The organism is Sphingomonas phyllosphaerae, from assembly GCF_029623345.1.
Lineage (GTDB): Bacteria > Pseudomonadota > Alphaproteobacteria > Sphingomonadales > Sphingomonadaceae > Sphingomonas > Sphingomonas phyllosphaerae_C.
Window position 1 is genome coordinate 182,871 of the sequence record NZ_JAPYKH010000005.1, and the last position, 24,840, is coordinate 207,710.

Here is a 24,840-nt window from a genome sequence, read left to right on the forward strand (position 1 = left end):
TCGGTGACGCTTCCGCCGCTGCGCGACGTGATCGCGCGCTACGGCCTTAACGCGTCCAAGGCGCTGGGACAGAACTTCCTGTTCGACTCGCAGCTGCTCGCCCGCATCGCGCGCGTGCCGGGCGATCTCGCCAGCGCCGAGGTGCTCGAGGTCGGCCCCGGTCCGGGCGGACTGACGCGCGCGCTGCTCGCCGCGGGCGCGCGCGTCACCGCGATCGAGCGCGACCGTCGCTGCATCCCCGCCCTGGCCGAACTGGGCGCGGCGTATCCGGGACAGCTGGAGGTGATCGAAGGCGACGCCACCGTGATCGACGCGCGCGCGCTGTTCACGACCGCGCCGCACATCGTCTCCAACCTGCCCTATAACGTCGGCACTGCGTTGCTGGTCGATTGGCTCTCGGCCGAGTGGCGCCCGTGGTGGCAGTCGCTCACCCTGATGTTCCAGCGCGAGGTGGCGGAGCGGATCGTCGCGCCGGTCGGCGGCGAGGCCTATGGCCGGCTCGCGGTCCTCGCGCAGTGGCGCGCCAGCGCGCGGATCGCGATGCCGGTCCACCGCTCGGCCTTTACCCCGCCGCCCAAGGTGATGTCGGCGGTGGTTCATATCGTGCCCGAGGACGCGCCGGAGGGCGTCCGGCTGGCGACGCTCGAGCGCTTGACCGCGGCGGCTTTCGGACAGCGGCGCAAGATGCTGCGGCAGAGCCTGCGCGGCGTGCCCGGCGCGATCGCCGCGACCGAGGCGGAGGGGATCGACCCGACGCGGCGCGCGGAGACGGTCAGCGTCGCCGAGTTCGTCGCGGTGGCGCGGCGGCTGGATAGTGAGCGGGGCGGCTGAGCTGCGGAGGTGGGCCGCTCCACCAACGCCGGCTGCCACTCCACCACAACCGCCACCCCGGCGGAAGCCGGTGTCCAGTTAAGGATGGCAGCCGACCGCGCGAAGGTCTTCGCTCCTGGTTCCCGGCCTGCGCCGGGGCAACAAGGACGGGGAGCCGCTAGCTCAGCTGAAGGTCAGTGCTGCGTCGACCATAACGTGGCTTCAGATGAACTCGATCTTTGACACCACATAATACCGGTCGCCCGCGGGCACAGCGACCTCGACCTCGTCGTCGACACTGCGCCCGATCAGCGCGCGGCCGAGCGGTGAGTTGTAGCTGATACGACCGGTCTTCGCGTCGGCCTCGGTCTGGCCGACGATCTGATAGCGCACCGGCTTGTCGTCCTCGTCGATCAGCGTGACGGTGGCGCCAAACACGATCTTGTCGCCCGACAGATCGCGCGGGTCGATGATCTGCGCGCGGCTGAGCTTGTCCTCGATGTCGGCGATGGACGCCTCGATCTGGCCCTGGCGCTCCTTGGCGGCGTGATATTCCGCATTCTCCGAGAGATCGCCGTGCGCTCGCGCTTCCTCGATCGCGTCGACGATCTGCGGCCGCTCGGTCTTGAGGCGCTTGAGATCAGCGTTCAGCTTCTCATAGCCCTCCTGCAGCATCGGCATCTTCTCGACCGTCGCCATCGTCTATCCTTCGAATAACACCCCCCGAGCGGTCGCGTCGTCGCGATCGCCCGCACCATCCGGATTGTCTGGGGATCAGTTGTGCGGCTGCGAATAATAGGCCTGCAGCGGACGCACTTCAAGCTTGCTCCCGGAATTGCCGGCCACTCCGGCGCCAATCGCGGCAGCCGCCTGCACGGCGGCCGATGCGGTGGTGAAATACGGGATTTTCCCGTTCACCGCGGAGGCGCGGATCGGCTGCGAGTCCTTGAGGCTCTGCCATCCTTCGGTGGTGTTGAAGATCAGGTCGATCTTGCCGTCCTTGATGCGGTCGACAATGTGCGGTCGCCCCTGCGCCACCTTGTTGATCCGCTCTACCGGCAGCCCGGCGCGCTCGAGATGGTCTGCCGTACCCGTCGTGGCGACGATGACGAAGCCAGCCTCTACCAGCGTGCGCACTGCCGGAACGATCGCCTCCTTGTCGCCCTGCTTCACGCTGACGAACACCGCGCCGCGGCTCGGCAGCACCGTACCCGCACCGAGCTGTGACTTGGCGAAGGCTGTGGTGAAATCGCGATCTATTCCCATGACTTCGCCCGTGCTCTTCATCTCGGGCGAGAGCACCGGGTCGATGCCCGGGAAGCGGCTGAACGGGAACACCGCTTCCTTCACCGCGAAATAGTCGATGTCGCGGTTGATCGCGGGCAGGTTCGCGAGCTTCTCGCCCGCCATCACGCGCGCCGCGATCTTGGCGATGGGCGCGCCGATTGCCTTGGCGACAAACGGTACGGTGCGGCTGGCGCGCGGGTTGACCTCGATAAGGTAGACCAGCCCGTCCTTCACCGCGAACTGGATGTTCATCAGCCCGCGCACCGTCAGGCCATTAGCGAGCGCCTCGGTCTGGCGCTCGATCTCGGCGATGATCTCGGGGGCGAGCGAATAAGGCGGGATCGAGCAGGCGCTGTCGCCCGAATGGACCCCCGCCTCCTCGATATGCTGAAGCACGCCCGCGACCACCACTTGGTCACCATCGCAGATCGCATCGACGTCGACCTCGACCGCGTCGCGCAGGTACTGGTCGATCAGCACCGGCGCGTCGCCCGAGACCTGCACCGCGGTCTGGATATAATCCTCGAGCTGCTGGTCGCTGTCGACGATCTCCATCGCGCGTCCGCCGAGAACGTAGCTCGGCCGCATCAGCACCGGATAGCCGATGCGGTTGGCGACGTTGAGCGCCTCCTCGCGACTGCGCGCGATGCCGTTGGCGGGCTGGCGCAGCTTGAGGCGGTTGACCAATGCGGCGAAGCGTTCGCGGTCCTCGGCGAGGTCGATCGCGTCGGGCGAGGTGCCGAGGATCGGGATCCCCGCCTGCTCGAGCGCGCGCGCCAGGTTAAGCGGGGTCTGACCGCCGAACTGGACGATCACGCCGACCAATTCGCCCGACTGCTGCTCGACGTGGAGGATCTCGAGCACGTCCTCGGCGGTGAGCGGCTCGAAATAGAGCCGGTCGGAGGTGTCATAGTCGGTGCTCACCGTCTCCGGATTGCAGTTGACCATGATCGTCTCATAGCCCTGCTCCGCCAGCGCGAAGCAGGCGTGGCAGCAGCAATAGTCGAACTCGATCCCCTGCCCGATCCGGTTCGGCCCGCCGCCGAGGATCACGATCTTGCGCCGGTCGCTCGGCTGCGCCTCGTTCTCGGGTTCGCCGAACATCGGCGCCTCGTAGGTCGAGTACATGTACGGCGTCTTCGCCTCGAACTCGGCGGCGCATGTATCGATCCGCTTGAACACCGGGCGGACGCCGAGCTTGACGCGGCGCTGGCGCACCTCTTCCTCGGTCACCCCACCGGTCATCGCCTTGACCGCCTCGTGGATCAGCCCCGAGCCGCGCGCGATGCCGCGCTCCATGCCGCGGAGATTGGCCGATTGCAGCGCAAGCCAGGCGAGCCGCTTGTCAGAGAAACCCATCGCCTTGAGCCGGCGCATGCCCGGCGCGTCGATCGGCAGCCCGTTGGTCATGACCTCGCCCTCGGCGGCGACGATCTCGGCAATCCGCTCGAGGAACCAGGGGTCGTACTTGGCAATGGCGTGCACCTCGGCGACGGTGAAGCCCTCGCGCAGCGCCTGCGCGGCGACGAGCAGCCGGTCCGGCGTCGGGGCGGCGAGCGCGGCCTCGATCTCGGCGCGCGGCGCACCGGCGAGCCGCTCGACATCGTTGAAGCCCGACAGGCCCGTCTCCAGCCCGCGCAGCGCCTTCTGCATCGACTCGTGGATGTTGCGCCCGATCGCCATCACCTCGCCGACCGACTTCATCGCAGTGCCCAGGATCGCCTGCGCGCCCTTGAACTTTTCGAAGGCGAAGCGCGGAATCTTGGTGACGACGTAATCGATCGTCGGCTCGAACGAGGCCGGGGTGGCGCCGGTGATGTCGTTCTCGATCTCGTCGAGCGTGTAGCCGACCGCCAGCTTGGCGGCGACCTTGGCGATCGGGAAGCCGGTCGCCTTGCTAGCCAGCGCCGAGGAGCGCGACACGCGCGGGTTCATCTCGATGACGATGAGGCGTCCGTCCTTCGGGTTCACCGCGAATTGGACGTTCGACCCGCCGGTCTCGACGCCGATCTCGCGCAGCACCGCGATGCTGGCGTTGCGCATGATCTGATATTCCTTGTCGGTCAGCGTCAGCGCCGGCGCGACGGTGATGGAATCACCCGTGTGGACCCCCATCGGATCGATGTTCTCGATCGAGCAGATGATGATGCAATTGTCCGCGCGATCGCGGACCACCTCCATCTCATATTCCTTCCAGCCGAGCAGCGACTCCTCGATCAGCACCTCGGTGGTGGGTGAGGCGTCGAGCCCCTTACGGACGATCTCGAGGAACTCCTCGCGGTTGTAGGCGACGCCGCCGCCCGTCCCGCCGAGGGTGAAGCTGGGGCGGATGATCGCGGGCAACCCGACCTTGTCGAGCCCGGCGAGCGCCTCGGCCTCGGTATGCGCGATATGGCTGCGCGCGCTCTCCAGCCCGATCTTGTCCATCGCGTCGCGGAACTTGAGCCGGTCCTCGGCCTTGTCGATCGCCTCGGCGTCGGCGCCGATCATCTGGACGCCGTATTTCTCCAGCGTGCCGTCGCGGAACAGCGCCAGCGCGGTGTTGAGCGCGGTCTGCCCCCCCATCGTCGGCAGCACCGCGTCGGGCCGCTCCTTGGCGATGATCGTCGCGACCACCTCGGGGGTGATCGGCTCCACGTAGGTGGCGTCGGCCAGCTCGGGATCGGTCATGATCGTCGCCGGGTTCGAATTGACCAGGACGATGCGATAGCCCTCTTCCTTGAGCGCCTTGATCGCCTGCGTGCCGGAATAGTCGAACTCGCACGCCTGGCCGATGATGATCGGCCCCGCGCCGATGACGAGGATCGAGGAAATGTCGGTGCGTTTGGGCATGCGTCAGGTCCTGCCTTCAAGGCTTCTTGTCTCGGGAGACGGCGCGCCGTCCGCCCGCTATGTCGTCACCGTGCGGCGTCAGGCCGCGCGCAGCGCCGCCACGAACCGCTCGAACAGATACAGGCTGTCCTGCGGCCCCGGGCTCGCCTCTGGGTGATATTGCACGCTGAACGCGGGACGGTCGGTCAGCTCGAGCCCGGCGTTGCTGCCGTCGAACAGCGACACGTGGGTCTCGCGCGCGTTGGCGGGCAGCGTCTCGCGCTCGACCGCGAACCCGTGGTTCATGCTGGTGATCTCGACCGCGCCGTCGCTCAGCCGCTTGACCGGGTGATTGGCGCCGCGATGGCCCTGGAACATCTTGGTCGTCCGCGCGCCCACCGCCAGCGCGAGCAATTGGTGGCCGAGGCAGATGCCGAACATCGGCTTGCCGGTGTCGAGCAGTTGGCGGATCACCGGCACCGCATAGTCGCCCGTTGCGGCAGGGTCGCCGGGACCATTGGAGAGGAAGATGCCGTCAGGCGCGAGCGCCATGACATCGTCGAAAGTCGCCGTCGCGGGCACCACCGACACCTTCGCTCCGGCCTGAACGAGGTTGCGGAAGATGTTGAATTTGCTACCGTAATCCACCGCGACCACGTGCGGCCGCGCGCCCTCTCCGGCACCGTCATAGCCGAAGCCGAGCCGCCAGATGCCGCCCTCCCAGCTGCCGTGCGTCTCGCGCGTGACATGCTTGGCGAGGTCCATGCCCTCCAGCCCGGGCCAGCCGCGCGCCAGCTTGAGCAGCAGGTCGAGGTCGAACTGCCCGTCGGGCGCGTGCGCCACCACGCCGGTCGGCGCCCCGCCGCCGCGGATGCGCCGGGTCAGCGCGCGCGTGTCCACGCCCGCGAGCCCGATGCGCGCGTGCCGCTCCATCCAGCCGGCGAGATGCTCCATCGCGCGGAAGTTGCTCGGCGCGGTCGGGTCCTCGCGTACGATCATGCCGAGCGCGTGCGGATTGTCGGCTTCGACGTCGTCGGGATTGGCGCCGACATTGCCGATGTGCGGGAAGGTGAAGGTGATGATCTGACCCGCGAAGCTCGGGTCGGTCATGATCTCCTGGTAACCGGTCATGGCGGTGTGGAAGCACACCTCGCCGACCGCCTGGCCAGTCGCGCCGAAACCGCGACCCCACGCCACCTCGCCGCTGGCGAGGACGAGAACGCCCGTCGCTCCATCCGGTCTGGGCGCGTGCGGAAACGTGGCGTCGGCCATGGCAGGCGGGCACTCCTTGTGTGGGTCGGCAATGTCGCTAAGCCCCGCCCGCTAGAGACGCGCGCCGGACGCGTCAATCGGTTAAGGACACGGGTATGATTCGGGACGACATCAAGGCCGCGCAGATCACGGCGATGAAGGCGGGCGACAAGGCGGCGCGCGCCACCATCGGGCTGATCCAGGCGGCGGTGAAGAATCGCGACATCGAGCTGCGCACCGGCGCGGCACCGGCGGACGACGACGCGGTGGTGGTCGAGGTGCTGCAGAAGATGGTGAAGCAGCGCCGCGAGTCGATCGCGATGTACGAGCAGGGCGGCCGCCCCGAGCTGGCCGCGGCGGAGCAGGCCGAGGTGGCGGTGATCGAGCGCTTCCTGCCGCAGCAGATGAGCGAGGACGAGACCCGCGCCGCAATCGAGTCGATCAAGGCCGAGCTGGGGGCGGCCGGCATGAAGGATATGGGCCGGGTGATGGCCGAGCTGAAGGCGCGCCACGCCACCACGCTCGACATGAGCAAGGCGAGCGCGCTGGTGAAGGCGGCGCTGGCGGGGTGAGATCGCGGGCGGAGTGAGGGTCGCACGGGCGCGCGCAAGCGCAGAGCGGTTCGAGCGCTTCGCCCTGCCCTGCGCGCGCCTTCCGTCAACCCGGACTTGATCCGGGATCCATTGCTCCGCGGGGGAGAGCTTTCGGGATCCGCGGCCCGGTGGATCCCGGAACACGTCCGGGATGACGGGAGCGGAGGTGCCGGGTCGACGGCCAATGTGAGCCAGAACACCCCGTCCCACCGCGACACATTGCCCCTCGCGCGATCCCGCGCCATAAGGGGGTATAATGCAGCGGTGAGTCTCACCCCCGCCTTCCTCGACGAGCTGCGCGCTCGCACCTCGCTCACCGCGCTGGTTGGCAAGACGGTCAAGCTCACCCGCGCCGGGCGTGAGTCGAAGGGCTGCTGCCCCTTCCACAACGAGAAGACTCCCAGCTTCTACGTCAACGACGACAAGGGCTTCTATCACTGCTTCGGCTGTTCGGCGCACGGCGACGCGATCCGCTGGCTGACCGACCACCAGGGCCTGCCCTTCATCGACGCGATCAAGGAACTCGCCGCCGCCGCGGGGATGGAGATGCCCGCGCAGGACCGCCAGTCGGCCGAGCGTGCCGAGCGTGCCAAGTCGCTCCACGACGTCATGCAGGCCGCCGCCGACTTCTTCACGCAGCAGCTCGGCGGCAGCGAGGGTGCCGCGGCGCGCGCGCTGCTCGACCAGCGCGGGGTGAGCACGACGACGCAGCGCAGCTTCGGCTTCGGCTACGCGCCCGACTCGCGCACGCGGCTCCGCGCCGCGCTCAAGGATTTCGGCGACGCCATGCTGATCGAGGCCGGGCTGCTGATCCAGGTCGAGGGCAAGGAGCCCTATGACCGGTTCCGCGGCCGGCTGATGATCCCGATCCGCGACCCGCGCGGACGCGTCATTGCGTTCGGCGGGCGCATCATCGGCGAGGGCGAGCCGAAATACCTCAACTCGCCCGATACCCCGCTCTTCGACAAGGGCCGCACGCTCTACAATCTCGACCGCGCCGCCGCGGCCGCACGTAAGGCTGAGCGGCTGTTCGTGGTCGAAGGCTATATGGACGCGGTCGCGCTGGCGCAGCACGGCATTGGCGAAGCGGTAGCGCCGCTCGGCACCGCGCTGACCGAGGCGCAGCTCGAGCGGTTGTGGCGCGTGGTCGACGTGCCCTATGTCTGCCTCGACGGCGACGCCGCCGGCCAGAAAGCCGCGATCCGCGCGGCCCAGCGGGCGCTACCCTTGCTCGCGCCGGGGCGAAGCCTCGCCTTCGTCACGCTGCCCGAGGGGCAGGATCCTGATGATCTGATGCGCGCGCGGGGTCCGGGCGCGTTCGAGCCGCTGGTGCGCTCGGCGCAGCCGCTGGTCGACCGGCTGTGGCAGCACGAGCTCGCCGCCGAGCCGCTGACCACGCCCGAGCAGCGCGCCGGCTTCAAGCGCCGCCTCGGAGAGCTTGTCCAGTCGATCACCGACCCGAGCGTCCGCGCCGAATACCAGGCCGAGTTTCGCCACCGCTTCGACGAGCAGTTCGCGCGCAACCGCCAGCCGTTCCAGCAGCGCACGCCCTTCTATCCAATGGCGCAGCGCCGCCCCGGACAGAAGTGGACACCCCCGCCCCCGCCCGTCACCGAGGACGCCAAACGCGTCGGCGCCGCCGGCGGGATCGATCGCGTGCTCGCCAAGGCGGTGCTCGCAGGTCTGATCCGCCACCCCGCCGAGATCGCGCGTCACATGGAAGTGCTCGGCGGCCTCCGCCTCGCCGAGGGCGCGCTCGGGCGGCTGTTCGAGGCGGTGGTCGATGTCGCGCTGGAGGATCGTCGCGGCGATCCGCTTGATAGCGGGCGCTTGGTCACCATATTGGCGCGATCCGGTTTCGATACGGTCGCGCATGACCTCTTGAGAGCCGATACGATGCCCTATTCGTTCACGCGAGCTGGCGGCGACGAGAAGCAGGCGCGCGATGACCTCGATGAGGCGATTGCGATCCTGGTCGCCCGGCCGGAGGTCGATGCGGCGCTGGCGGAAGCAACTTCCGCGATGAAGGCGCGCTTCACCGCCGAGGCGTTCGAACGACAAGTGGCATTGGTGAACGAACAACGTGCGCTGGATGAGCGGCTTGCAAATCTGGTGCAGGCAAACGAAGACGCTCGCGCGCTTGGACTTGAGGACGATTGATGGCGAAGATGAACGGTGGCGGTGGTGACGAGGGCGCGGAAGTGGCCGATGCTCCGCTGATCGATCTCAACGACGCGAGCGTCAAGAAGCTGATCGCGCGCGCCAAGAAGCGCGGCTACATCACCTACGACCAGCTCAACGAGGCGCTGCCGCAAGATCAGATGTCCTCGGACCAGCTCGAGGATGTCATGTCCGCGCTCAACGAGATGGGCGTCAACATCGTCGAGAACGAGGAAGCCGGCGAGGACGGCGAGCCCGAGGAGCGCGCCGACGACGACGAGGCCGAGCCGGTCGACGGTGACAGCGATTCAGACGGCACCGCGCCTGCCCCCGAGGCCAAGAAGAAAGAGATCATCGACCGCACCGATGACCCGGTGCGCATGTACCTGCGCGAGATGGGCGCGGTGGAGCTGCTCAGCCGCGAGGGCGAGATCGCGATCGCCAAGCGCATCGAGGCCGGGCGCGACACGATGATCCTCGGGCTGTGCGAGAGCCCGATCACGTTCAACGCCATCATCGACTGGTCGACCGCCCTCAACGAAGGCACAATGCAGCTGCGCGAGATCGTCGATCTCGACGCGATGCTGTCCAAGGGCCCGTCGGCCGAGCAGGTCGAGGGCGCCGAGGACGACAGCGGCGAGATCAGCGAGTCGAGCACCGGCCCGTCGTTCAAGGAGGAGGAGGAGCCCGAGGAAGCCCCTGCCGACGACGAAGACGACATGACCGAGCGCCGCACGCCGCGGCCGTCCGACGACGAGGAAGAGGACAACACCCTCAGCCTCGCCCAGATGGAGGAGACGCTCAAGCCGCTCGCGCTCGAGAAGTTCGCCAACATCACCGCGATCTACCGCAACTTCTCGAAGATGCAGGAGAGCCGGCTCGACGCGATGGCGTCGGGCGCGGATCTCTCCGACGCGCAGGAGCGCAAGTACCAGAAGTTGCGCGAGGAGCTCACCGCCGAGGTGGAGAGCGTGCAGTTCCACCAGAGCAAGATCGAGTATCTGGTCGATCAGCTCTACAGCTACAACCGGCGCCTCACCGCGCTGGGCGGGCAGATGCTGCGGCTGGCCGAGCGGCACAAGGTGAACCGCAAGGACTTCCTCGACCAATATATGGGCCATGAGCTCGACGAGGGCTTCCTTGAGGCGGTGCGCGGGCGCGACAAGAAATGGGCCGCCTTCGCCACCAACGAGGCGCCTGCGATCGACCGCATCCGCACCGAGATCAGTGAGATCAGCCAGCAGACCGGCATGGCGCTCGCCGAGTTCCGGCGCATCGTCAACATGGTGCAGAAGGGCGAGCGCGAGGCGCGGATCGCCAAGAAGGAGATGGTCGAGGCCAATCTCCGCCTCGTGATCTCGATCGCCAAGAAGTACACCAACCGCGGCTTGCAGTTCCTGGATCTCATCCAGGAAGGCAATATCGGCCTGATGAAGGCGGTCGATAAATTCGAGTATCGCCGCGGCTACAAGTTCAGCACCTACGCGACCTGGTGGATCCGCCAAGCGATCACGCGCTCGATCGCGGACCAGGCGCGCACGATCCGCATCCCGGTCCATATGATCGAGACGATCAACAAATTGGTCCGCACCAGCCGCCAGTTCCTCCACGAGCAGGGTCGTGAGCCCACGCCCGAGGAGATGGCGGAACGCTTGAGCATGCCGCTCGAGAAGGTGCGCAAGGTGATGAAGATCGCCAAGGAGCCGATAAGCCTCGAGACGCCGATCGGCGACGAGGAGGACTCGCACCTCGGCGACTTCATCGAGGACAAGAACGCGGTGATCCCGGTCGATGCCGCGATCCAGGCGAACCTCAAGGAGACGGTGACGCGCGTGCTCGCCTCGCTCACCCCGCGTGAGGAACGCGTGCTGCGCATGCGCTTCGGCATCGGCATGAACACCGACCACACGCTGGAGGAGGTCGGTCAGCAATTCTCGGTAACGCGTGAGCGTATCCGGCAGATCGAGGCTAAGGCGCTGCGCAAGCTCAAGCACCCCAGCCGCAGCCGCAAGATGCGTTCGTTCCTCGATCAGTGATCGCGTACCCGCTTGGGCGGGTCGCTCCTTGATCTTTACCAGCCGCGACGGTCGCATGATCGTCGCGACTGATTTTTCTTACATTGACGACGATCAATTCACAAGTACGTGAATAACCTCAATCAATTGCACATGATTGACCCGGCATCCGGCCGCGACATGCCGCGCCTCGAAGTCACGGCTTCGGCGCTGGTCCGCCACTTCGGCGAGTGGCAGGAACGTGCCGCCCGCGCGCCGGTGTATGTGCTTCATCACGGACGGCCTCGCGTGATCCTCGTCGGCGTAGAACTCGCGGCAACGCTCGGTGCCGGCGGCAAGCCGGACCGGCCCGCTGCTGCGCTCCTGGATCCGATCCTCGACGCGCTCGATTTGCCGTTGCTGCTACTCGACAGCGAGGGTCTGATCGCGCGCGCCAACACTACCGCACGCGCGCGCTTCGGCGAGCGCGTTGCGCCGCACGCCGATATCGTCGCCCTGTCGCGGCGTGATGGCGGCGCCCTGGCGGCAGCGGTGCGACGCGTGCTCGATGGTGCCGCGCGCGAGCGGGTGATGGTCGTGCTGGATCGCTCACCCAGCCGCGCGTTGGTGGTGGTGGTGGAGCCGCTGCCCGACGGGTGCCTGCTGCGGATCGAGGACGAGACCGCGGCAATGGAGGCGCAGGCGGCCACCGCCGCGCGTGACTCGATCGTCGCGGCGTTTGAAGCCACCGGGCTTGCCGCGCTCGCGCGGGTCAGCCTACGCGGCCATCTCGTCGCGCCCCAACCTGCCTTGGCGGCGCTGCTGGACATGTCTCCTCCGTCCCTAGCCGGCACGCACTTCCTTGCCCTGGTCGCCCCGTCCGACCGGCCGGCGGTCGGCGAATCGCTCGAACGCGCCAGCGCGGGCGAGACTGCCGAAGCCGTGACAGCGGCACTGTTGACTAACGATGGCGAAGTGCTCCCCGTCGTGCTCAGTTTCTGGCCGACCCGGGTCAATGGACGTGCCGAAGAAGTGGTCGCGGCGGTGGTTCGTCGCCCCGCGTAAACCGCACCTTTACGTCGATCAGCTAGCTCGCAGCGCGCGGCCGAGGCGCGCCGCGATAGCGTGGAGGCAAGAAACATGGCGGACGCGAGTCAGCGCCCCGAGGACGGTCCCGCCGACCTGATCCTCGCGATGGTCGCGCGCGACGGCACCGCCGCGTCGCGCCACTCCCGGGCGCTCGCCGAACCGGGCGCGCCATTGCGCGATCTCGCCGACGCGATTCATGCTTTGTGCGTCGTCCATGGCACCTTCCCCGGCATGGTCGATCACGCCACCACGCACGGCGTCGACACGCTCGCGCCGGCGTGGCTGGCACGCGCCGCGAGCGCGATGGCGGCGGAGCGCGTGCTGCTGGTACGCCTCGCCGCCGCGGCCGGACCTCTGCCCTCGACGCCGGGCCAGGCGAGTGCCGCCGCCGCGATCCTCCAGCAGCGCGACACGCTGGCGCTGCTGGCGCGCTCGGACCGGCTCGGCTGTGCCACCGGCGCCGCCGCCGCCTTCGTACTCGACTGGGTGGCGATCCGCGGCCTGCTCGAGCGTTGCGCGGCGCGGCTGGGTGAGGAAGCCGCCGCCAGCTTCGCCACCGCGCGCGACGAGGCGGTTGATATGCTGCGCGGCCTCGCGCTGGCACCAGCGCGGATGCGCGCGCTCACCTTCGGGGCCGACCAGTTGCTGACCCAGCATCGCGGCCTGTGGCAGTTGCTTGAGTCACGCGCCGCGGCGCGGGGCGGCTGAGCCGGCTTGTCAGCCGCTGCGCCGCGCCGCATGACGACGCATATGGAGCGGTTCGAGGGCACCGGCGACTATGTTGCCACCGATGATCTCAAGGTCGCGGTCAACGCCGCGGTGCGGCTGCGGCGCCCGCTGCTCGTCAAAGGCGAGCCCGGCACCGGCAAGACCGTCCTGGCGCACGAGATCGCGCGCGCGACCGGCTATCCGCTGATCGAGTGGACGGTGAAGTCCACCACCAAGGCACAGCAGGGCCTCTACGATTATGACGCGGTGGCGCGACTGCGCGACGGCCAGCTCGGCGACCCACGCGTCAACGACATCGCCAACTATATCCGCCGCGGCAAGCTATGGGAGGCGTTCGAGCGCGACACGCCCGCGGTGCTGCTGATCGACGAGATCGACAAGGCCGACATCGACTTCCCCAACGACCTGTTGCAGGAGCTCGATCGCATGGAGTTCCACGTCTACGAGACCGGCCGGACCGTGCGCGCCACGCAGCGCCCGATCGTGGTGATCACCTCGAACAACGAGAAGGAGCTGCCCGACGCCTTCCTGCGCCGCTGCTTCTTTCATTACATCCGGTTTCCCGACCGGGCAACGATGCAGGCGATCGTCGACGTGCATTTCCCCGGCATCCAGACGACGCTGGTCAGCCGCGCGCTCGACCTCTTCTACGAGGTGCGCGAGGTGCCCGGGATCAAGAAAAAGCCCTCCACCAGCGAGCTGCTCGACTGGCTTCGGCTGCTGCTGCACGAGGACCTGCCGCTCGAGGTGCTGCAACAGCGCGACCCGGCCAAGGCAATCCCGCCGCTCCACGGCGCGCTGCTCAAGAACGAGCAGGACGTGATGCTGTTTGAGCGGCTCGCCTTCATGGCGCGGCGGCACGCGCCGCGGCCCTGAGCCGAGTGCGATGTTCCTCGCCTTCCTCGATTCGCTTCGCGCCGCGGGGATCCCGGCGAGCCTCAAGGAGCATCTGCTGCTGCTCGAGGCGCTCGACGCCGCGGTGATCGACCGCTCGCCCGAGCAATTCTACTATCTCAGCCGCGCGATCTACGTGAAGGACGAGGCGCTGCTCGACCGCTTCGATCAGGTCTTCGCCGCGGTGTTCCGCGGCGCGCTGCCGGCCGAGGGCGTCGCCCCCGCCGAGCTGCCGGAAGAGTGGCTCCGCGCGCTGGCGCAGCGCCATCTCACCCCGGAGCAGCGTGCGGCGATCGAGTCGCTCGGTTCATGGGACGAGATCATGCGGGCATTGCGCGAGCGGCTCGCCGAGCAGCACGCGCGCCACCAGGGCGGCAGCAAGTGGATCGGCACCGGCGGCACCAGCCCGTTCGGCAACGCGGGCTATAACCCCGAAGGCGTTCGGATCGGCGGCGAGTCCACCCACGGCCGCGCGATCAAGGTGTGGGAGCAGCGCGCCTTCCGCGACCTCGACTCCTCCCGCGCGCTCGGCACGCGCAACATCAAACTGGCCTTGCGCCGGCTCCGCCGCTTCGCACGGCAAGGCGCGGCGGTTGAGCTCGACATGGACGCGACGGTGGACGGCACCGCGCGCCAGGGCTGGCTCGACGTGCGCCTGCGTCCGGCGCGACGCAACGCGATCAAGCTGCTGCTCTTCCTCGACGTCGGCGGGTCGATGGACCCGTTCGTCACCGCGTGCGAGGAGCTGTTCTCCGCCGCCACCAGCGAGTTCCGCGACCTCGAGTTCTTCTACTTCCACAATTGCGTCTACGAGGGCGTGTGGAAGGACAATCGCCGCCGCTTCGAGGCGCGCACGTCGACGCTCGAGCTGCTCCACACCTATGGCCGCGACTATAAGCTGCTGTTCGTCGGCGACGCGGCGATGAGCCCGTACGAAATCACGCATCCCGGCGGCTCGGTCGAGCACCATAATGACGAGCCCGGCGCGGCCTGGCTGCGGCGGTTGACCGAAGCTTATCCCGCCGCGGCCTGGCTCAATCCGGCGCCGGCAGCGCACTGGGGCTATTCCGCCTCCACCGCGCTGGTCCGCGACCTGCTGAACGGGCGCATGTTCCCGCTGACGCTCGACGGGATCGACGCCGCCACGCGCGAGCTGGCGCGCCAGCGCTGAGCGCGGCTCAGCCGCGCCAGATCCGCAGCGGCGCGCCCGGCCTCAGCCCGCCCTGGTGCGCCGGGCACCGTGTGTAGCGGAAGGCCTTATCGACACAGAGCCAGAGTTCGTCGAGCCAGCCCTCGCGCGTGGCGGTCACGCGCATCATGTCGGCGCGCATTCCCTGGTTCACGCGCGCCACTGCCGCGGCCATCGCGCCCGCGGTCAGCGGTCGACGTGACAGCGTCGCCATGTCGGGGAAGCGCAGCCGACCGTACATCGCGTTCGACTGCGTGAAATAGCGCTCGGGGGAGTAGTCCGCGATGCAGGTGCCGTGCTTGGCCCATTCATGCTGGAGCAGCTGCGCCGAGGGAGTGGCGCAGAGATGCCGGCGCAGCACCGCCGCGGGCAGGATCGGGGTGGCGCGGCAATATTGCGGCCACTCCTTTCCCTCGCCGTCGGGCCACAGGCCGTGGAGCACGAAGCCGAAGCGGTTGGCCGAGCTGCATTGGAAGCGTGCGTCGCGGTTGTCGCCGTGGTCGCGGCAATATTGCGGGCTCCACGTCACCGCCAGCGTGTAGCCGCCGATCGGCACCCGCCGCGCCGGCTGGCGCGCGCTCGGCAGATCGGGGCGCGGCGTCGCGATTGTGTCGGGCAGCGCGCAGGAGAGCGCCTGCGCCCCCGCGCTCCCGGGCAGCGCCACCAACGCCGCCACGGCCACCAAGCGCCTCATGCCAGCTCCTCCCGATCGCCGTCCAACCCGTCATCATCGGCCTCGTCCAAGCCGAACCAGTCGCGCACCGTGGGCGCGAACAGCTGCGCGACCGCGGTCACCTCGAGCGCGACGCGCAACACCCCGAGCAGCGTCGGCAGGGCGAGCGGCGCGCCGAAGAGGCTGAACAGCAGCGCCAGCATATGCAGCGTCGTCAGCAGCACCACCATCCAGCGCACCCAGGCGACCCCGCGGCGCGCCACCGCATACCATTGGAACAGCGCGAATGCGACGTTGAGAGCCAGCGCCGCGGCGAGCATCCAGCCGAACGCGGCGGTGCGCGGGTCGGCGGCGAGCCGCGTCGACAGCTGCTCCCAGGTCAGCGCCCAGATGAGCAGCCCCAGCGCGAACGAGGTCAGGTACAGGCGCTCGAAACGGACGATCGGGGGCGGACGCGTCACGATAACCTCTCATGGTTGCGCGCGCGCTCTGCGCCGCCACATCCGCCGACGCAAGCCGCCAGCCTCACGCCGCGGCGACGTCGAGCCCGATGTCCGCCGCAGGCGCGGACTGGGTGATGCGACCGACGCTGACATAGGTCACTCCGCTCGCTCCGATGGCGCCGATCGTCTCGAGCGAGACCCCGCCCGACGCCTCGGTCGGCACGCGCCCGCTGACCAGCGTGACCGCCTCGCGCAGCATCGCGGGCGGCATGTTGTCGAGCAGCAGGTGGGTCGCCCCCGCGTCGAGCGCGGGCGCGATCTGGTCGAGCCGGTCGACCTCCACGATGATGTCGGCGATCCCGGCGGCGCGGGCGAGCGCGGCAGCGGGGCCGACCCCACCCGCGACCGCGACATGATTATCCTTGATCATCGCCGCGTCCCACAGCCCCATGCGGTGGTTGCGTGCGCCGCCGGTGCGGGTGGCGTATTTCTCGAGCCTTCGCAGCCCCGGCAGCGTCTTGCGGGTGTCGAGCAGCGTCGCCCCGGTGCCCTCAAGCGCCGCGACATAGGCGTCGGTCAGCGTCGCGATCCCCGACAGATGCTGGATCGTGTTGAGCGCCGAACGCTCCGCGGTCAGCACCGCGCGCGCTGCCCCGGTGACCCGCAGCAGCTTGGCACCGGGTGACACGCGGTCACCGTCGCGCACCAGCGGCTCGATCGTCGCGTCGGCATCGAGCCGGCGGAAGAAGGCGGCGGCCAGCTCCACCCCGCAGACGATGATCGCGTCGCGGCTGTCCATCGCCGCCGCGAACCGCGCCGTCGCCGGGATCACGGCCGCGGACGTGATGTCGCCTACCCCGCCCAGGTCCTCTGCGAGCGTCGAGTCGACGAAGGCGTCGGTGTCGAAACCCTCCAGCACGAAGCTCATGGCAACACCTCGCCCGGCGCGATGCCCCACAGCCGCTCGGTCTGGATGAAGCCCGCCTGGCCATGGACGTCGAAGCGGCACCAGCCGTTGCCGCACTGGCTCAACCGCCCGACCACGCCCGGCTGCGCGCGCCACAACACGTGCGGGCCGCCGGGGCGGTCGCGCAGCTCGGCGGGCTCGCCGCCGGCGACGATCGCCGTGCGGGTATGGCTCACCAGCGTGCCGAGCATCCAGCCCTGCGTACCGCCCGGGTCCTCGACCTTGCGCCACTCCTTGAACACCGCGACGACGCGCACCGGCAGATCGGCGCGCACATAGACCCAGCTCGACGGAAAGGTACGCCCCGGGCCGGTCCGCATCCGCGCGCGCGACGGGCTGAGCGAGGCGTAATAAGGCGGCTCGCGCAGGTCGGGCGCGGCGTCCGCCGCCGCCCCGCACGCCATCGCCAACGCCATCACCGCCGTCGTAGCGGCGCTCCGTCTCGCTGAGATCCCGCTGTCCACGCGCGAGTCTGTAAGAGGCGCGCGGCGCGCCAGCAACCGCTTACCGTTGACGCCCGCGCGGGGCTGCGCCAATCCGGGCGCATGGCCGACCCGCGACGCTGCACCCATCCCAAGGTGACCGTCACGCGGGAGCTGCCCGACGTCGTCATGCAGCGGCTCGAGCAATTGTTCGACACCAGCAACAACCGCGGCGACCGCCCGCTCTCGCGCAACGCGCTCGCTGCGGCGATGGCGGACAGCGACGTGCTCGTCCCCGCCGTCACCGACACGATCGACGCGGCGCTGATCGCCGGCGCGGGCGAGCGGCTCCGTCTCATCGCCAATTTCGGCGCGGGCGTGAACCATATCGATCTGCGCGCGGCGCGGGCGCGCGGCATCATCGTCACCAACACGCCCGGCGTGCTCACCGAGGACACCGCCGACCTGGTGATGGCGCTGATCGTCTCGGTGCCGCGCCGGCTCGCCGAGGGCGAAAAATTGGTCCGTTCGGGCCAGTGGACCGGCTGGAGCCCGGGCGGAATGCTGGGCTATCGGATCGGCGGCAAAGCGCTGGGCATCGTCGGCATGGGGCGGATCGGCCAGGCAGTGGCGCGGCGCGCGCGCGCCTTCGGGCTGTCGATCCACTATCACAATCGCCACCGGCTGCCCGCGACGGTCGAGCGCGAGCTCGGCGCGACCTGGTATGACGAGCTCGACAACCTGCTCGGCGCGATCGACGTGCTGACGATCCATACCCCGCTCAATGCCGACAGCCGCGATCTGATCGACCGCCGCCGGCTCGCGCTGCTGCGCCGGCACGTCTTCGTCATCAACGCCAGTCGCGGCGGCATCCTCGACGAGGGCGCTTTGGTCGACGCGCTCGAGGCGGGACAGCTCGCGGGCGCCGGGCTCGACGTCTGGCGCCACGAGCCCGAGATCGACCCGCGGCTGCTCGCGCTGCCCAACGTCGTCATGACTCCGCACATGGGCTCGGCGACGTACGAGGGTCGCGTCGCCTCGGGCGAGCGCGTCATCGCCAATATCCGCAGCTGGGCCGATGGGCACCGGCCGCCCGACCAGGTGCTGGAGGGCTGGGTCTGAGCCCTTGTCGCGGCGCGAATGTTGCGAATGTTGAGTCGCCGGAGCGTTTCGCGCGTGGGACTCAACATTCGCGATATGTCGCCTTGCATCTCACGTATTCGATGTAAGCAACTAAGAAACGACACATTTCGATTTCCGAATGCGGTTTCTCGCCCGGCCGCGGCTGGCGCGAATGTTGAGTCATGTTGGACATCCGGCGGAGAGCTATAACCGGCCCCGCCGGCCGTTCAGACCAGCGGCGATGAGAAAGATCGAGCGCAGCGCCGAGATGCGGAAGGCGCGATGATCCCGACCTCTCCCCTGCAGGGGAAAGGTTGAGGCGGGGCATATCCAACAGCGTAGCGCTCGCGGAAGCGCCCCACGCCTGCCCCCTCGGAAGCGAGGGGTGTCACCGGACATCACCTCTTTCTAGCAAATCCGCCCCTACGTAGGACAGCCCCGCACCCGGTCAGCGCCCGAAGGCGGCGCGATACGCACGCGCCACTCTCGGCAGGTGACCGTCGGTGAGCTTGGCGTTGATGCCGCCGTCGGAGCGGTTCCAGTAATTGTGGTGCGAGAGGCGCGACCCCTGTGCGCCGATCCAGGCGGCGAGCAGCTGCGCGAACACAACGGCACGGTCGTCGTCGACGCCCCATTCCGACAGGCCGATCAGCTTGCCGTGGCGCGCGCCGAAGCTCGACAGCCAGGCGAGGCCGAACGGTTGCGACAGGCGGTAGCCGAAGATCGAGCGACCGCCATCGCGCATGTTCTGGTCGTCGTAGCGGCCCTGGTAATAGAGATCGAGGCTGACGACGTCGACCACGTCGTCACCGGGATAGCATTGCTCCGGGTTGATCCCGCCCTCCCCGATATTGGGGCACCAGTCGAAGTAGAAGCGGTGCGAGACCTGGCGGAAGACGCCGGCGATGCGACGCCACGCCGCGACATAGAGCCGCGCCGCCCAGCGCCCACCCGCGTCGCGCGCGGCGAGCGACTGCGACGGCAGGTTGAACTCCCACGGCAGGCGCACGTAGATGCGGCCGTTCCCCTTCGGATAAGCGGCCAGGATCGCGCCGGCGACGCGCCGGTAGAGGTCGTCGCGCTGGCCCGCGGTGACGCTGTCATAGCCGCCCGGGCCGCCGACCGGCACCGACCATTGCACCCGCCGGCCCTGCGCCAGCACCTCGCGACCGACGCCGGCGATATAGTCGATCGACTGGTCCAGCTGCTCCCAGCTGTCCTGGTTGAAGTAGAGCAGGTCGTGGTCCTGCGGCCGGCCGAGCCACTGCGCCCATTGCCGCATCGCGGCGGGGTCGTTGCCCGTAATAGCCCCGAGCTGACGCGTCGGGATGCCGTCCTGGCGCAGGCCGGTCACCTCGACGGCCTGGCCGCGGCACGCCGCCAGCGCGGTCGCGGCCGCGCCCGCCCCCAGCCGCAGCGCATCGCGTCGGCTCGTCTGACGCGGCTGATCGATCTCGAACATTATTTTCCTCCTCGAACCCCCGCGCTCGCGTAGGAGTTGCTGCGACTGCGAGAAAGCCTCGCACCCCCTGCGCCCGCTCCGCTCGCGCCGCATCGACCACCCTTCACCGGCTTCCGTGCCCCGGCTGCGACGAACCGCGGACGTCACTTCGCTTCTGTCCGATCAGAAATGTCCCGCCCGTCGTTCGCCGCTAAGTCGTTGTTTTTCGCGGGTCCGCCGGCGGGGTTCGGGACCGACCGCGGCGCCGCAGCGTTGAGGTGGCGGAGGTGAGCATGACCAAGGAAGACGAACGTTGGATGCGCGAGGCGATCGCGGTGGCGCGCTCGAAGGGGTCTGATCCGTCGACGTCGCCGCTCGGGTCGGTCATCGTGCTCGACGGCAAGGTGCTCGCGGCCGAGCGCAACCAGACCCACGAGCTACCCGACGCCACCGCGCACGCCGAGATGATGGCGATCCGTCGCGCCTGCGAGAACAGCGGCGAGCTCGAGCTGCGCGGCGCCACGCTCTATTCGACGCTGCAGCCGTGCGGCATGTGCACCATGGCGTCGATCTGGTCGAAGGTCGGGCGCGTGGTCTACGGCGCCGGCCGCGAAGACGTCCATGCGATGTACTGGGAGGCGCAGCACGTCGACACTTTGTCGTTCATCACCGACGCCTACCGCGACGACATCGTGATCGAGGGCGGCTGCCTGCGTGAGGAGTGCGCTTCGCTCTATTACCCGCCCGACGCCGAGCTGCCCGAGGAGGAGCAGGCGAACCTGTGAGGGTGATGACGCGATGAAACCTTCTTCTGCGGAGCGGCTCGCGCCCTGCCCCCCGCCGTCATCCTGAACGCGTTTCAGGATCCATCCGTCCTCGCGTCCCCCCGACCGTCGGGTGCGCGGCACCGTGGATCCTGAAACGCGTTCAGGATGACGGAGCATGGTGCGGCGGAGTGAGAACGAGGTGAGGTTGAAACCCCTTTTCTCTCGCTGCCGCCCCTACCCCGACGCCGCCGCGTCCAGCCCGCGATAGCGCTCCACCATCGCGCGCACCTCGACCCGCGCGCCGAGCCGCGCGCAGAGCAACGCGGTGCCGCTCACCTTGCGCTGGACGAACAAGGTGTCGACCGGCGGCAGGTGCCAGGTCGAGCGGTCGCGCGCCACCGCGGTGGCCTCCTCGCGGATCACGCCGACGAAGCTGCGGTCACCGAAGTCGAACAGGCCGGGCCGGCCGAGCTCCGTCAGGATCACGTCGATCATCCGGTCGACCGCCGCACCGTGGCGCTCCACCGCCGCGTGACCGAGGAAGCCCGCCGCCAGCGCCGCGTCGCGCACGCGCACGCGGTCGCCGTCGAGCCCCGCCATCAACAGCCGGTGATAACCCGCGCGCGTTTCCGCGTGCACCGGCCGCGCCGCGCCGAAGTCGAGCAACACCAGCCGCCCGGTCTCCGCCTGCCAGCGGTAGTTGGCGAAGTTCGGGTCGGTCTGCATCACGCCCCAGTCGAACAGCTCGCGCAGCACCAGCCGCACCAGCGCCGCGCCGGCGGTGTCGCGCGTCTCCTGCGGCGCCTCGGCGAGCGTCTCGACGGGCGCGCCCGCGACGAAGTCCATCGCCAGCACGCGATCGGTACTCAACGCCGGCTCGGCCGCAGGCACGACATAAGCGGGGTCGTCGCCCAGCAGGTCGCGATAGCGCTCCAGCATCGCCAGCTCGCGCGCGTAATCGGCCTCCTCCTGGAGCTGGCGCTTGGCCTCTTCCAGCAGCGGGCGCAAGTCGAGCTCGCGTGGCAGCAGACCGGTGACGCGCAGCAGCGTGGCGACATTGTCGACGTCGGCATCGATGCTTTCCGCCACGCCGGGATATTGCACCTTGATCGCGAGCACGCGCCCGTCGCGCAGCTCGGCACGATGGACCTGGCCGATCGAGGCCGCGGCGATCGGGTGCGCCTGGAAGTGGCGGAAGCGCTTGCGCCAGCCCTCGCCCCATTGCTGCGCGAGCACGCGGTCGAGCTGCGCGGGGGGCATATGGTGCGCACTCTCGCGCAGCCGCGCCAGGATCGCGGTGAGCTCGGGCGGCAGCACGTCGCCCGCGTCCATCGAGATCATCTGCCCCAGCTTCATCGCCGCGCCGCGCAGCTGCGAGAGCTGGTCGGCGACGCGCGTGGCGTTGGCGGGGGTGAGCAGCAGTTCGTTCATGCGCGGCCGCTCACCGGTGGCGAGCCGCCGCGCTCCCTCCGCAATCATTCCGCCCGCGACGCCGCCGGCGAGCTTGCCGAAACCGCCCAGCCGCGACCATCGCCCGCTCGGTACCGCGCGTCCGCGCTCGTCCACCATCACTCACTCCTTCGCGCGCGTGCAACGGCCGGCGGCGGCGTTCGGGTGCACGGAGACGAACACACCATTGACAAGCAAATTGATTTATCCGTCTAATCAGAAGCGTAGCCGGGTGGCAGCGGATCACCCGGCGCGGGCGGGAGAGTGACGATGCGGCGAGCGACGACATGGGCGGGCGCGGTGGCGCTCGCGGCGCTGACGGCGAGCGGCGGCTACGGCCAGCAGGCGGGTCCGTCCGGCGTCGACCTCGCCGACCCGCGCGTCGGCACCGCGCCGCTCGACCGCCCCGAGCTGATCGGCAACGCCCCGCCACCGGGCGAGCCGACCTATTCGGGCATCACCTCGCCCGGCGCGCGGCTGCCGCACAGCGCGGTCGAGGCGGCGCCCGTCAACGTCAACGTGCCGCTCTCCTACCCCAGCGGCGTCGCGACGCCCTATTATTACAGCAACCCGACGATGATCGGCTTCACCGCGGGCGGTGGGCCGACCTATGGCGGGCGCGCGCAGCCCTTCGTCATGCCCGTGGTCGGCGACTGGACCGTGCCGCCGGCCTCGACCGAGGCTTATTACGACAAGGCCAAGGAGCTGGCGTCGCCGGGCTATTACGCCGCCGACCTCACCAGCATCGGCGTCAAGGCCGAGCTGACCGCAACCCGCGCCACCGGGCTGATGCGCTTCACCTTCCCCGCGACCGAGCGGGCGCATCTGATCCTCAACCTCAACCGCCGCGGCGGCGCGGTCGAGGTGGTCAACGACCGCACCGTACGCGGTGCCGCGACCGCCAACGATGATCACGATGCGCGTGATGGCCGCTATTTCGTCGCGGTCTTCTCCAAGCCCTTCAAGCGCTTCGGCACGTTCCGCAAGTCCGCTGGCGGTGGTCAGGGCTATGGCATCGGCGGCGCGGACGTGATGCCCGATGCGCGCGCGATCGAGGGCGGGTTTGCCGGCGCCTACACCGACTTCACCACCCGCGCGGGCGAGCAGGTACTCGTCAAAATCGCACATGGCGCCAGCTACGCCGACGCCGAGGCGCGGCTGCGCGCCGAGAGCCCGGGCTGGGACTTCGACGGCATCCGCGGGGCGGCACGCGCGGCCTGGTCGGGGCTGCTCGACCGAGTGCAGGTGAGCGGCGGCAGCGAGAAGCAGCGGCGGCTGTTCTACTCCACCTTGTTCCAGTCCTTCGCCAGCCCCCGGCTGATCGCGCGCAAGGGCGAGCGCTTCGCCGACAGCAACGGCAAGGTGCAGACCGCGACGCACGACCGCTACGGCCCGGTGCCGTTCTGGGATACGGGGCGCAACCAGATCGTGCTGCTCGAGCTGCTCGAACCCCAGGTCGTGCAGGACATCATGGCGTCCGAACTCGACATGGCGCGCGAGCGCGGTTTCATGAACACCTCGTTCCATGGCGACAATGCGGTGTTCCTGTATCTCGGCGCGATGCGGCGCGGCATCCCGTTCGACTATGCCGCTGCCTACGACTACATGCGGAAGAACGCGACCGACCCGGCCGGGCCGCGCGGCTATCTCGCCGAATATATGCGCCGCGGCTGGATTTCGGACGAGGTGCCCGCGGGCAACCCCAGCCCGCCCTATGCGGGCGGCAAGGCGGGTGCGGCGACCACGCTCGAATATGCCTGGGACGACCATGCCATGGCCGAGCTGGCCGAGCGGCTCGGTCGCCGCGACGACGCCGCGCTGTTCCGCCGCCGCGCCGCCAACTGGCGCAACGTGTTCGACAAACGCACCGGCTTCATCCGCGGCCGTACCGACGACGGCACATGGATCGCGCCGTTCGACCCGCAGGAGCCCTATTACAACTTCATGATGAAGGAGGCGTCGGGCTGGTCGACCTTGTGGCTGGTGCCGCACGACGTCGGCGGACTCGCCAGTGCGCTCGGCGGTCGCGCGGCGTTCAACGCCAAGCTCGATCGCTTCTTCGCCACGCCCTACACGCCCAAGGGGATCTGCCGCGACTGCACCGGCATGGTCGGCCAGTATGTCCAGGGCAACCAGCCCGACCAGCACGCGCCCTTCCTCTACGCCTGGGGCGGGCAGCCGTGGAAGACGCAGGCGCTGACCCGCCGCATCCTCGACACGCTGTACGGCAGCGACGCCTCGGGCTTCGGCTATCCCGGCATGGACGACCAGGGTGCGACCTCGTCGTGGTACGCGCTGGCGGCGCTGGGCTTCTACCCGGTCGACCCGTCCAGCGACGTGTACATGCTGGCGAGCCCGCTGTTCGATCGCGCCGCGGTGACGCTCGGGAACGGCAAATTGCTGGAGATCGTCGCCAGGGGTAACGGCGCGGCGAATCCGTACATCCAATCGGCGACGCTCAACGGGCGGCCCTGGACCAAGGCGTGGTTCCGCCACGACGACGTCAAGGACGGCGCGCGATTGGAGCTGGTGATGGGGCCGACGCCCAACAAGGCGTGGGGCAGCGCGCCGGCGGACGCGCCACCGACGCTCACGCCGATGCCGCGGTAGGTACGGGGAGACGCCCCGGTCGTCTCGGGGAGGTTAGCGGCGGTAGCAGTCAGAACGCCGCCCCTTCCCGCCGCCACCCCGGCGCACGCCGGGGTCCAGTTGCGGGACGCACGTGGCGCTCACAAGGGCCTTCCCACCT

At 69.1% G+C, this 24,840-nt stretch carries 20 protein-coding genes; 11 read left to right on the top strand and 9 right to left on the bottom strand.

Features of this window, described 5'->3' with window-relative positions:
- Positions 1-3 precede the first annotated feature (3 nt).
- On the top strand, positions 4-831 hold the full coding sequence (gene rsmA, locus QBJ89_RS07300) for a 16S rRNA (adenine(1518)-N(6)/adenine(1519)-N(6))-dimethyltransferase RsmA (protein WP_277979861.1): 828 nt from the start codon (positions 4-6) through the stop codon (positions 829-831).
- Between the two features lie 201 nt (positions 832-1,032).
- On the opposite strand, the gene greA is transcribed toward rsmA, so the two are convergent.
- The 3 genes from greA to carA all read right to left on the bottom strand — a co-directional run bounded on the left by greA (position 1,033) and on the right by carA (position 6,180).
- The gene (gene greA, locus QBJ89_RS07305; RefSeq protein ID WP_132907901.1) at positions 1,033-1,509 is read right to left on the bottom strand and encodes a transcription elongation factor GreA; all 477 of its coding nucleotides are present in this window, start codon (positions 1,507-1,509) and stop codon (positions 1,033-1,035) included.
- 75 nt (positions 1,510-1,584) lie between these two features.
- The gene (gene carB, locus QBJ89_RS07310; protein ID WP_277979862.1) at positions 1,585-4,929 is read right to left on the bottom strand and encodes a carbamoyl-phosphate synthase large subunit; all 3,345 of its coding nucleotides are present in this window, start codon (positions 4,927-4,929) and stop codon (positions 1,585-1,587) included.
- A gap of 78 nt (positions 4,930-5,007) precedes the next feature.
- Positions 5,008-6,180, bottom strand: a complete 1,173-nt coding sequence (gene carA / locus QBJ89_RS07315; protein WP_277979863.1) for a glutamine-hydrolyzing carbamoyl-phosphate synthase small subunit — start codon at positions 6,178-6,180, stop codon at positions 5,008-5,010.
- Between the two features lie 95 nt (positions 6,181-6,275).
- Here carA and QBJ89_RS07320 point away from each other — a divergent pair, with 95 nt between their 5' ends.
- The 7 genes from QBJ89_RS07320 to QBJ89_RS07350 all read left to right on the top strand — a co-directional run bounded on the left by QBJ89_RS07320 (position 6,276) and on the right by QBJ89_RS07350 (position 14,789).
- Complete coding sequence (locus tag QBJ89_RS07320) at positions 6,276-6,731, top strand: GatB/YqeY domain-containing protein (RefSeq protein ID WP_277979864.1); 456 nt, start codon at positions 6,276-6,278, stop codon at positions 6,729-6,731.
- 285 nt (positions 6,732-7,016) lie between these two features.
- Positions 7,017-8,912, top strand: a complete 1,896-nt coding sequence (gene dnaG, locus QBJ89_RS07325; RefSeq protein WP_277979865.1) for a DNA primase — start codon at positions 7,017-7,019, stop codon at positions 8,910-8,912.
- On the top strand, positions 8,912-10,948 hold the full coding sequence (rpoD, locus tag QBJ89_RS07330; RefSeq protein ID WP_277979866.1) for an RNA polymerase sigma factor RpoD: 2,037 nt from the start codon (positions 8,912-8,914) through the stop codon (positions 10,946-10,948). Before dnaG ends, rpoD begins: the two co-directional genes overlap by 1 nt.
- A 132-nt stretch (positions 10,949-11,080) precedes the next feature.
- Positions 11,081-11,971, top strand: coding sequence for a PAS domain-containing protein (locus tag QBJ89_RS07335; RefSeq protein ID WP_277979867.1), 891 nt, complete (start codon positions 11,081-11,083; stop codon positions 11,969-11,971).
- 75 nt (positions 11,972-12,046) lie between these two features.
- The gene (locus QBJ89_RS07340; RefSeq protein ID WP_277979868.1) at positions 12,047-12,703 is read left to right on the top strand and encodes a DUF6975 family protein; all 657 of its coding nucleotides are present in this window, start codon (positions 12,047-12,049) and stop codon (positions 12,701-12,703) included.
- Positions 12,704-12,745: 42 nt separating this feature from the next.
- Entirely contained in the window at positions 12,746-13,600 is an 855-nt protein-coding gene (locus tag QBJ89_RS07345) for an AAA family ATPase (protein WP_277979908.1), read from the top strand.
- 10 nt (positions 13,601-13,610) lie between these two features.
- Positions 13,611-14,789, top strand: coding sequence for a vWA domain-containing protein (locus QBJ89_RS07350; protein WP_277979869.1), 1,179 nt, complete (start codon positions 13,611-13,613; stop codon positions 14,787-14,789).
- A gap of 7 nt (positions 14,790-14,796) precedes the next feature.
- Here the strand turns inward: QBJ89_RS07350 and QBJ89_RS07355 are convergent, their stop codons facing one another.
- The 4 genes from QBJ89_RS07355 to QBJ89_RS07370 all read right to left on the bottom strand — a co-directional run bounded on the left by QBJ89_RS07355 (position 14,797) and on the right by QBJ89_RS07370 (position 17,306).
- The gene (locus QBJ89_RS07355) at positions 14,797-15,501 is read right to left on the bottom strand and encodes a ribonuclease T2 family protein (protein ID WP_277979870.1); all 705 of its coding nucleotides are present in this window, start codon (positions 15,499-15,501) and stop codon (positions 14,797-14,799) included.
- A complete protein-coding gene (locus QBJ89_RS07360) occupies positions 15,498-15,941 on the bottom strand; it encodes a hypothetical protein (protein ID WP_277979871.1) in 444 nt (147 codons plus the stop codon). The genes QBJ89_RS07355 and QBJ89_RS07360 overlap by 4 nt, the downstream gene beginning before the upstream one ends.
- Positions 15,942-16,005: 64 nt before the next feature.
- Complete coding sequence (gene nadC / locus QBJ89_RS07365) at positions 16,006-16,851, bottom strand: carboxylating nicotinate-nucleotide diphosphorylase (protein ID WP_277979872.1); 846 nt, start codon at positions 16,849-16,851, stop codon at positions 16,006-16,008.
- Positions 16,848-17,306 carry an SH3 domain-containing protein gene (locus QBJ89_RS07370; RefSeq protein WP_277979873.1) on the bottom strand — a complete coding sequence of 153 codons (459 nt, stop codon included), beginning with the start codon at positions 17,304-17,306 and terminating at the stop codon, positions 16,848-16,850. Before QBJ89_RS07370 ends, nadC begins: the two co-directional genes overlap by 4 nt.
- Positions 17,307-17,435: 129 nt before the next feature.
- Between QBJ89_RS07370 and QBJ89_RS07375 the strand changes: the two genes are divergently transcribed.
- Positions 17,436-18,434 carry a 2-hydroxyacid dehydrogenase gene (locus QBJ89_RS07375; RefSeq protein WP_277979874.1) on the top strand — a complete coding sequence of 333 codons (999 nt, stop codon included), beginning with the start codon at positions 17,436-17,438 and terminating at the stop codon, positions 18,432-18,434.
- Between the two features lie 448 nt (positions 18,435-18,882).
- Here QBJ89_RS07375 and QBJ89_RS07380 read toward each other — a convergent pair whose 3' ends face one another.
- Positions 18,883-19,896, bottom strand: coding sequence for a hypothetical protein (locus QBJ89_RS07380; protein WP_277979875.1), 1,014 nt, complete (start codon positions 19,894-19,896; stop codon positions 18,883-18,885).
- A 272-nt stretch (positions 19,897-20,168) separates the two neighbouring features.
- Here QBJ89_RS07380 and QBJ89_RS07385 point away from each other — a divergent pair, with 272 nt between their 5' ends.
- On the top strand, positions 20,169-20,660 hold the full coding sequence (locus QBJ89_RS07385) for a nucleoside deaminase (RefSeq protein ID WP_277979876.1): 492 nt from the start codon (positions 20,169-20,171) through the stop codon (positions 20,658-20,660).
- 216 nt (positions 20,661-20,876) lie between these two features.
- Here QBJ89_RS07385 and QBJ89_RS07390 read toward each other — a convergent pair whose 3' ends face one another.
- Positions 20,877-22,211, bottom strand: a complete 1,335-nt coding sequence (locus tag QBJ89_RS07390; RefSeq protein ID WP_277979877.1) for an ABC1 kinase family protein — start codon at positions 22,209-22,211, stop codon at positions 20,877-20,879.
- 150 nt (positions 22,212-22,361) lie between these two features.
- On the opposite strand from QBJ89_RS07390, the gene QBJ89_RS07395 reads away from it, so the two are divergent.
- Complete coding sequence (locus tag QBJ89_RS07395; RefSeq protein WP_277979878.1) at positions 22,362-24,701, top strand: GH92 family glycosyl hydrolase; 2,340 nt, start codon at positions 22,362-22,364, stop codon at positions 24,699-24,701.
- Positions 24,702-24,840: the final 139 nt, after the last annotated feature.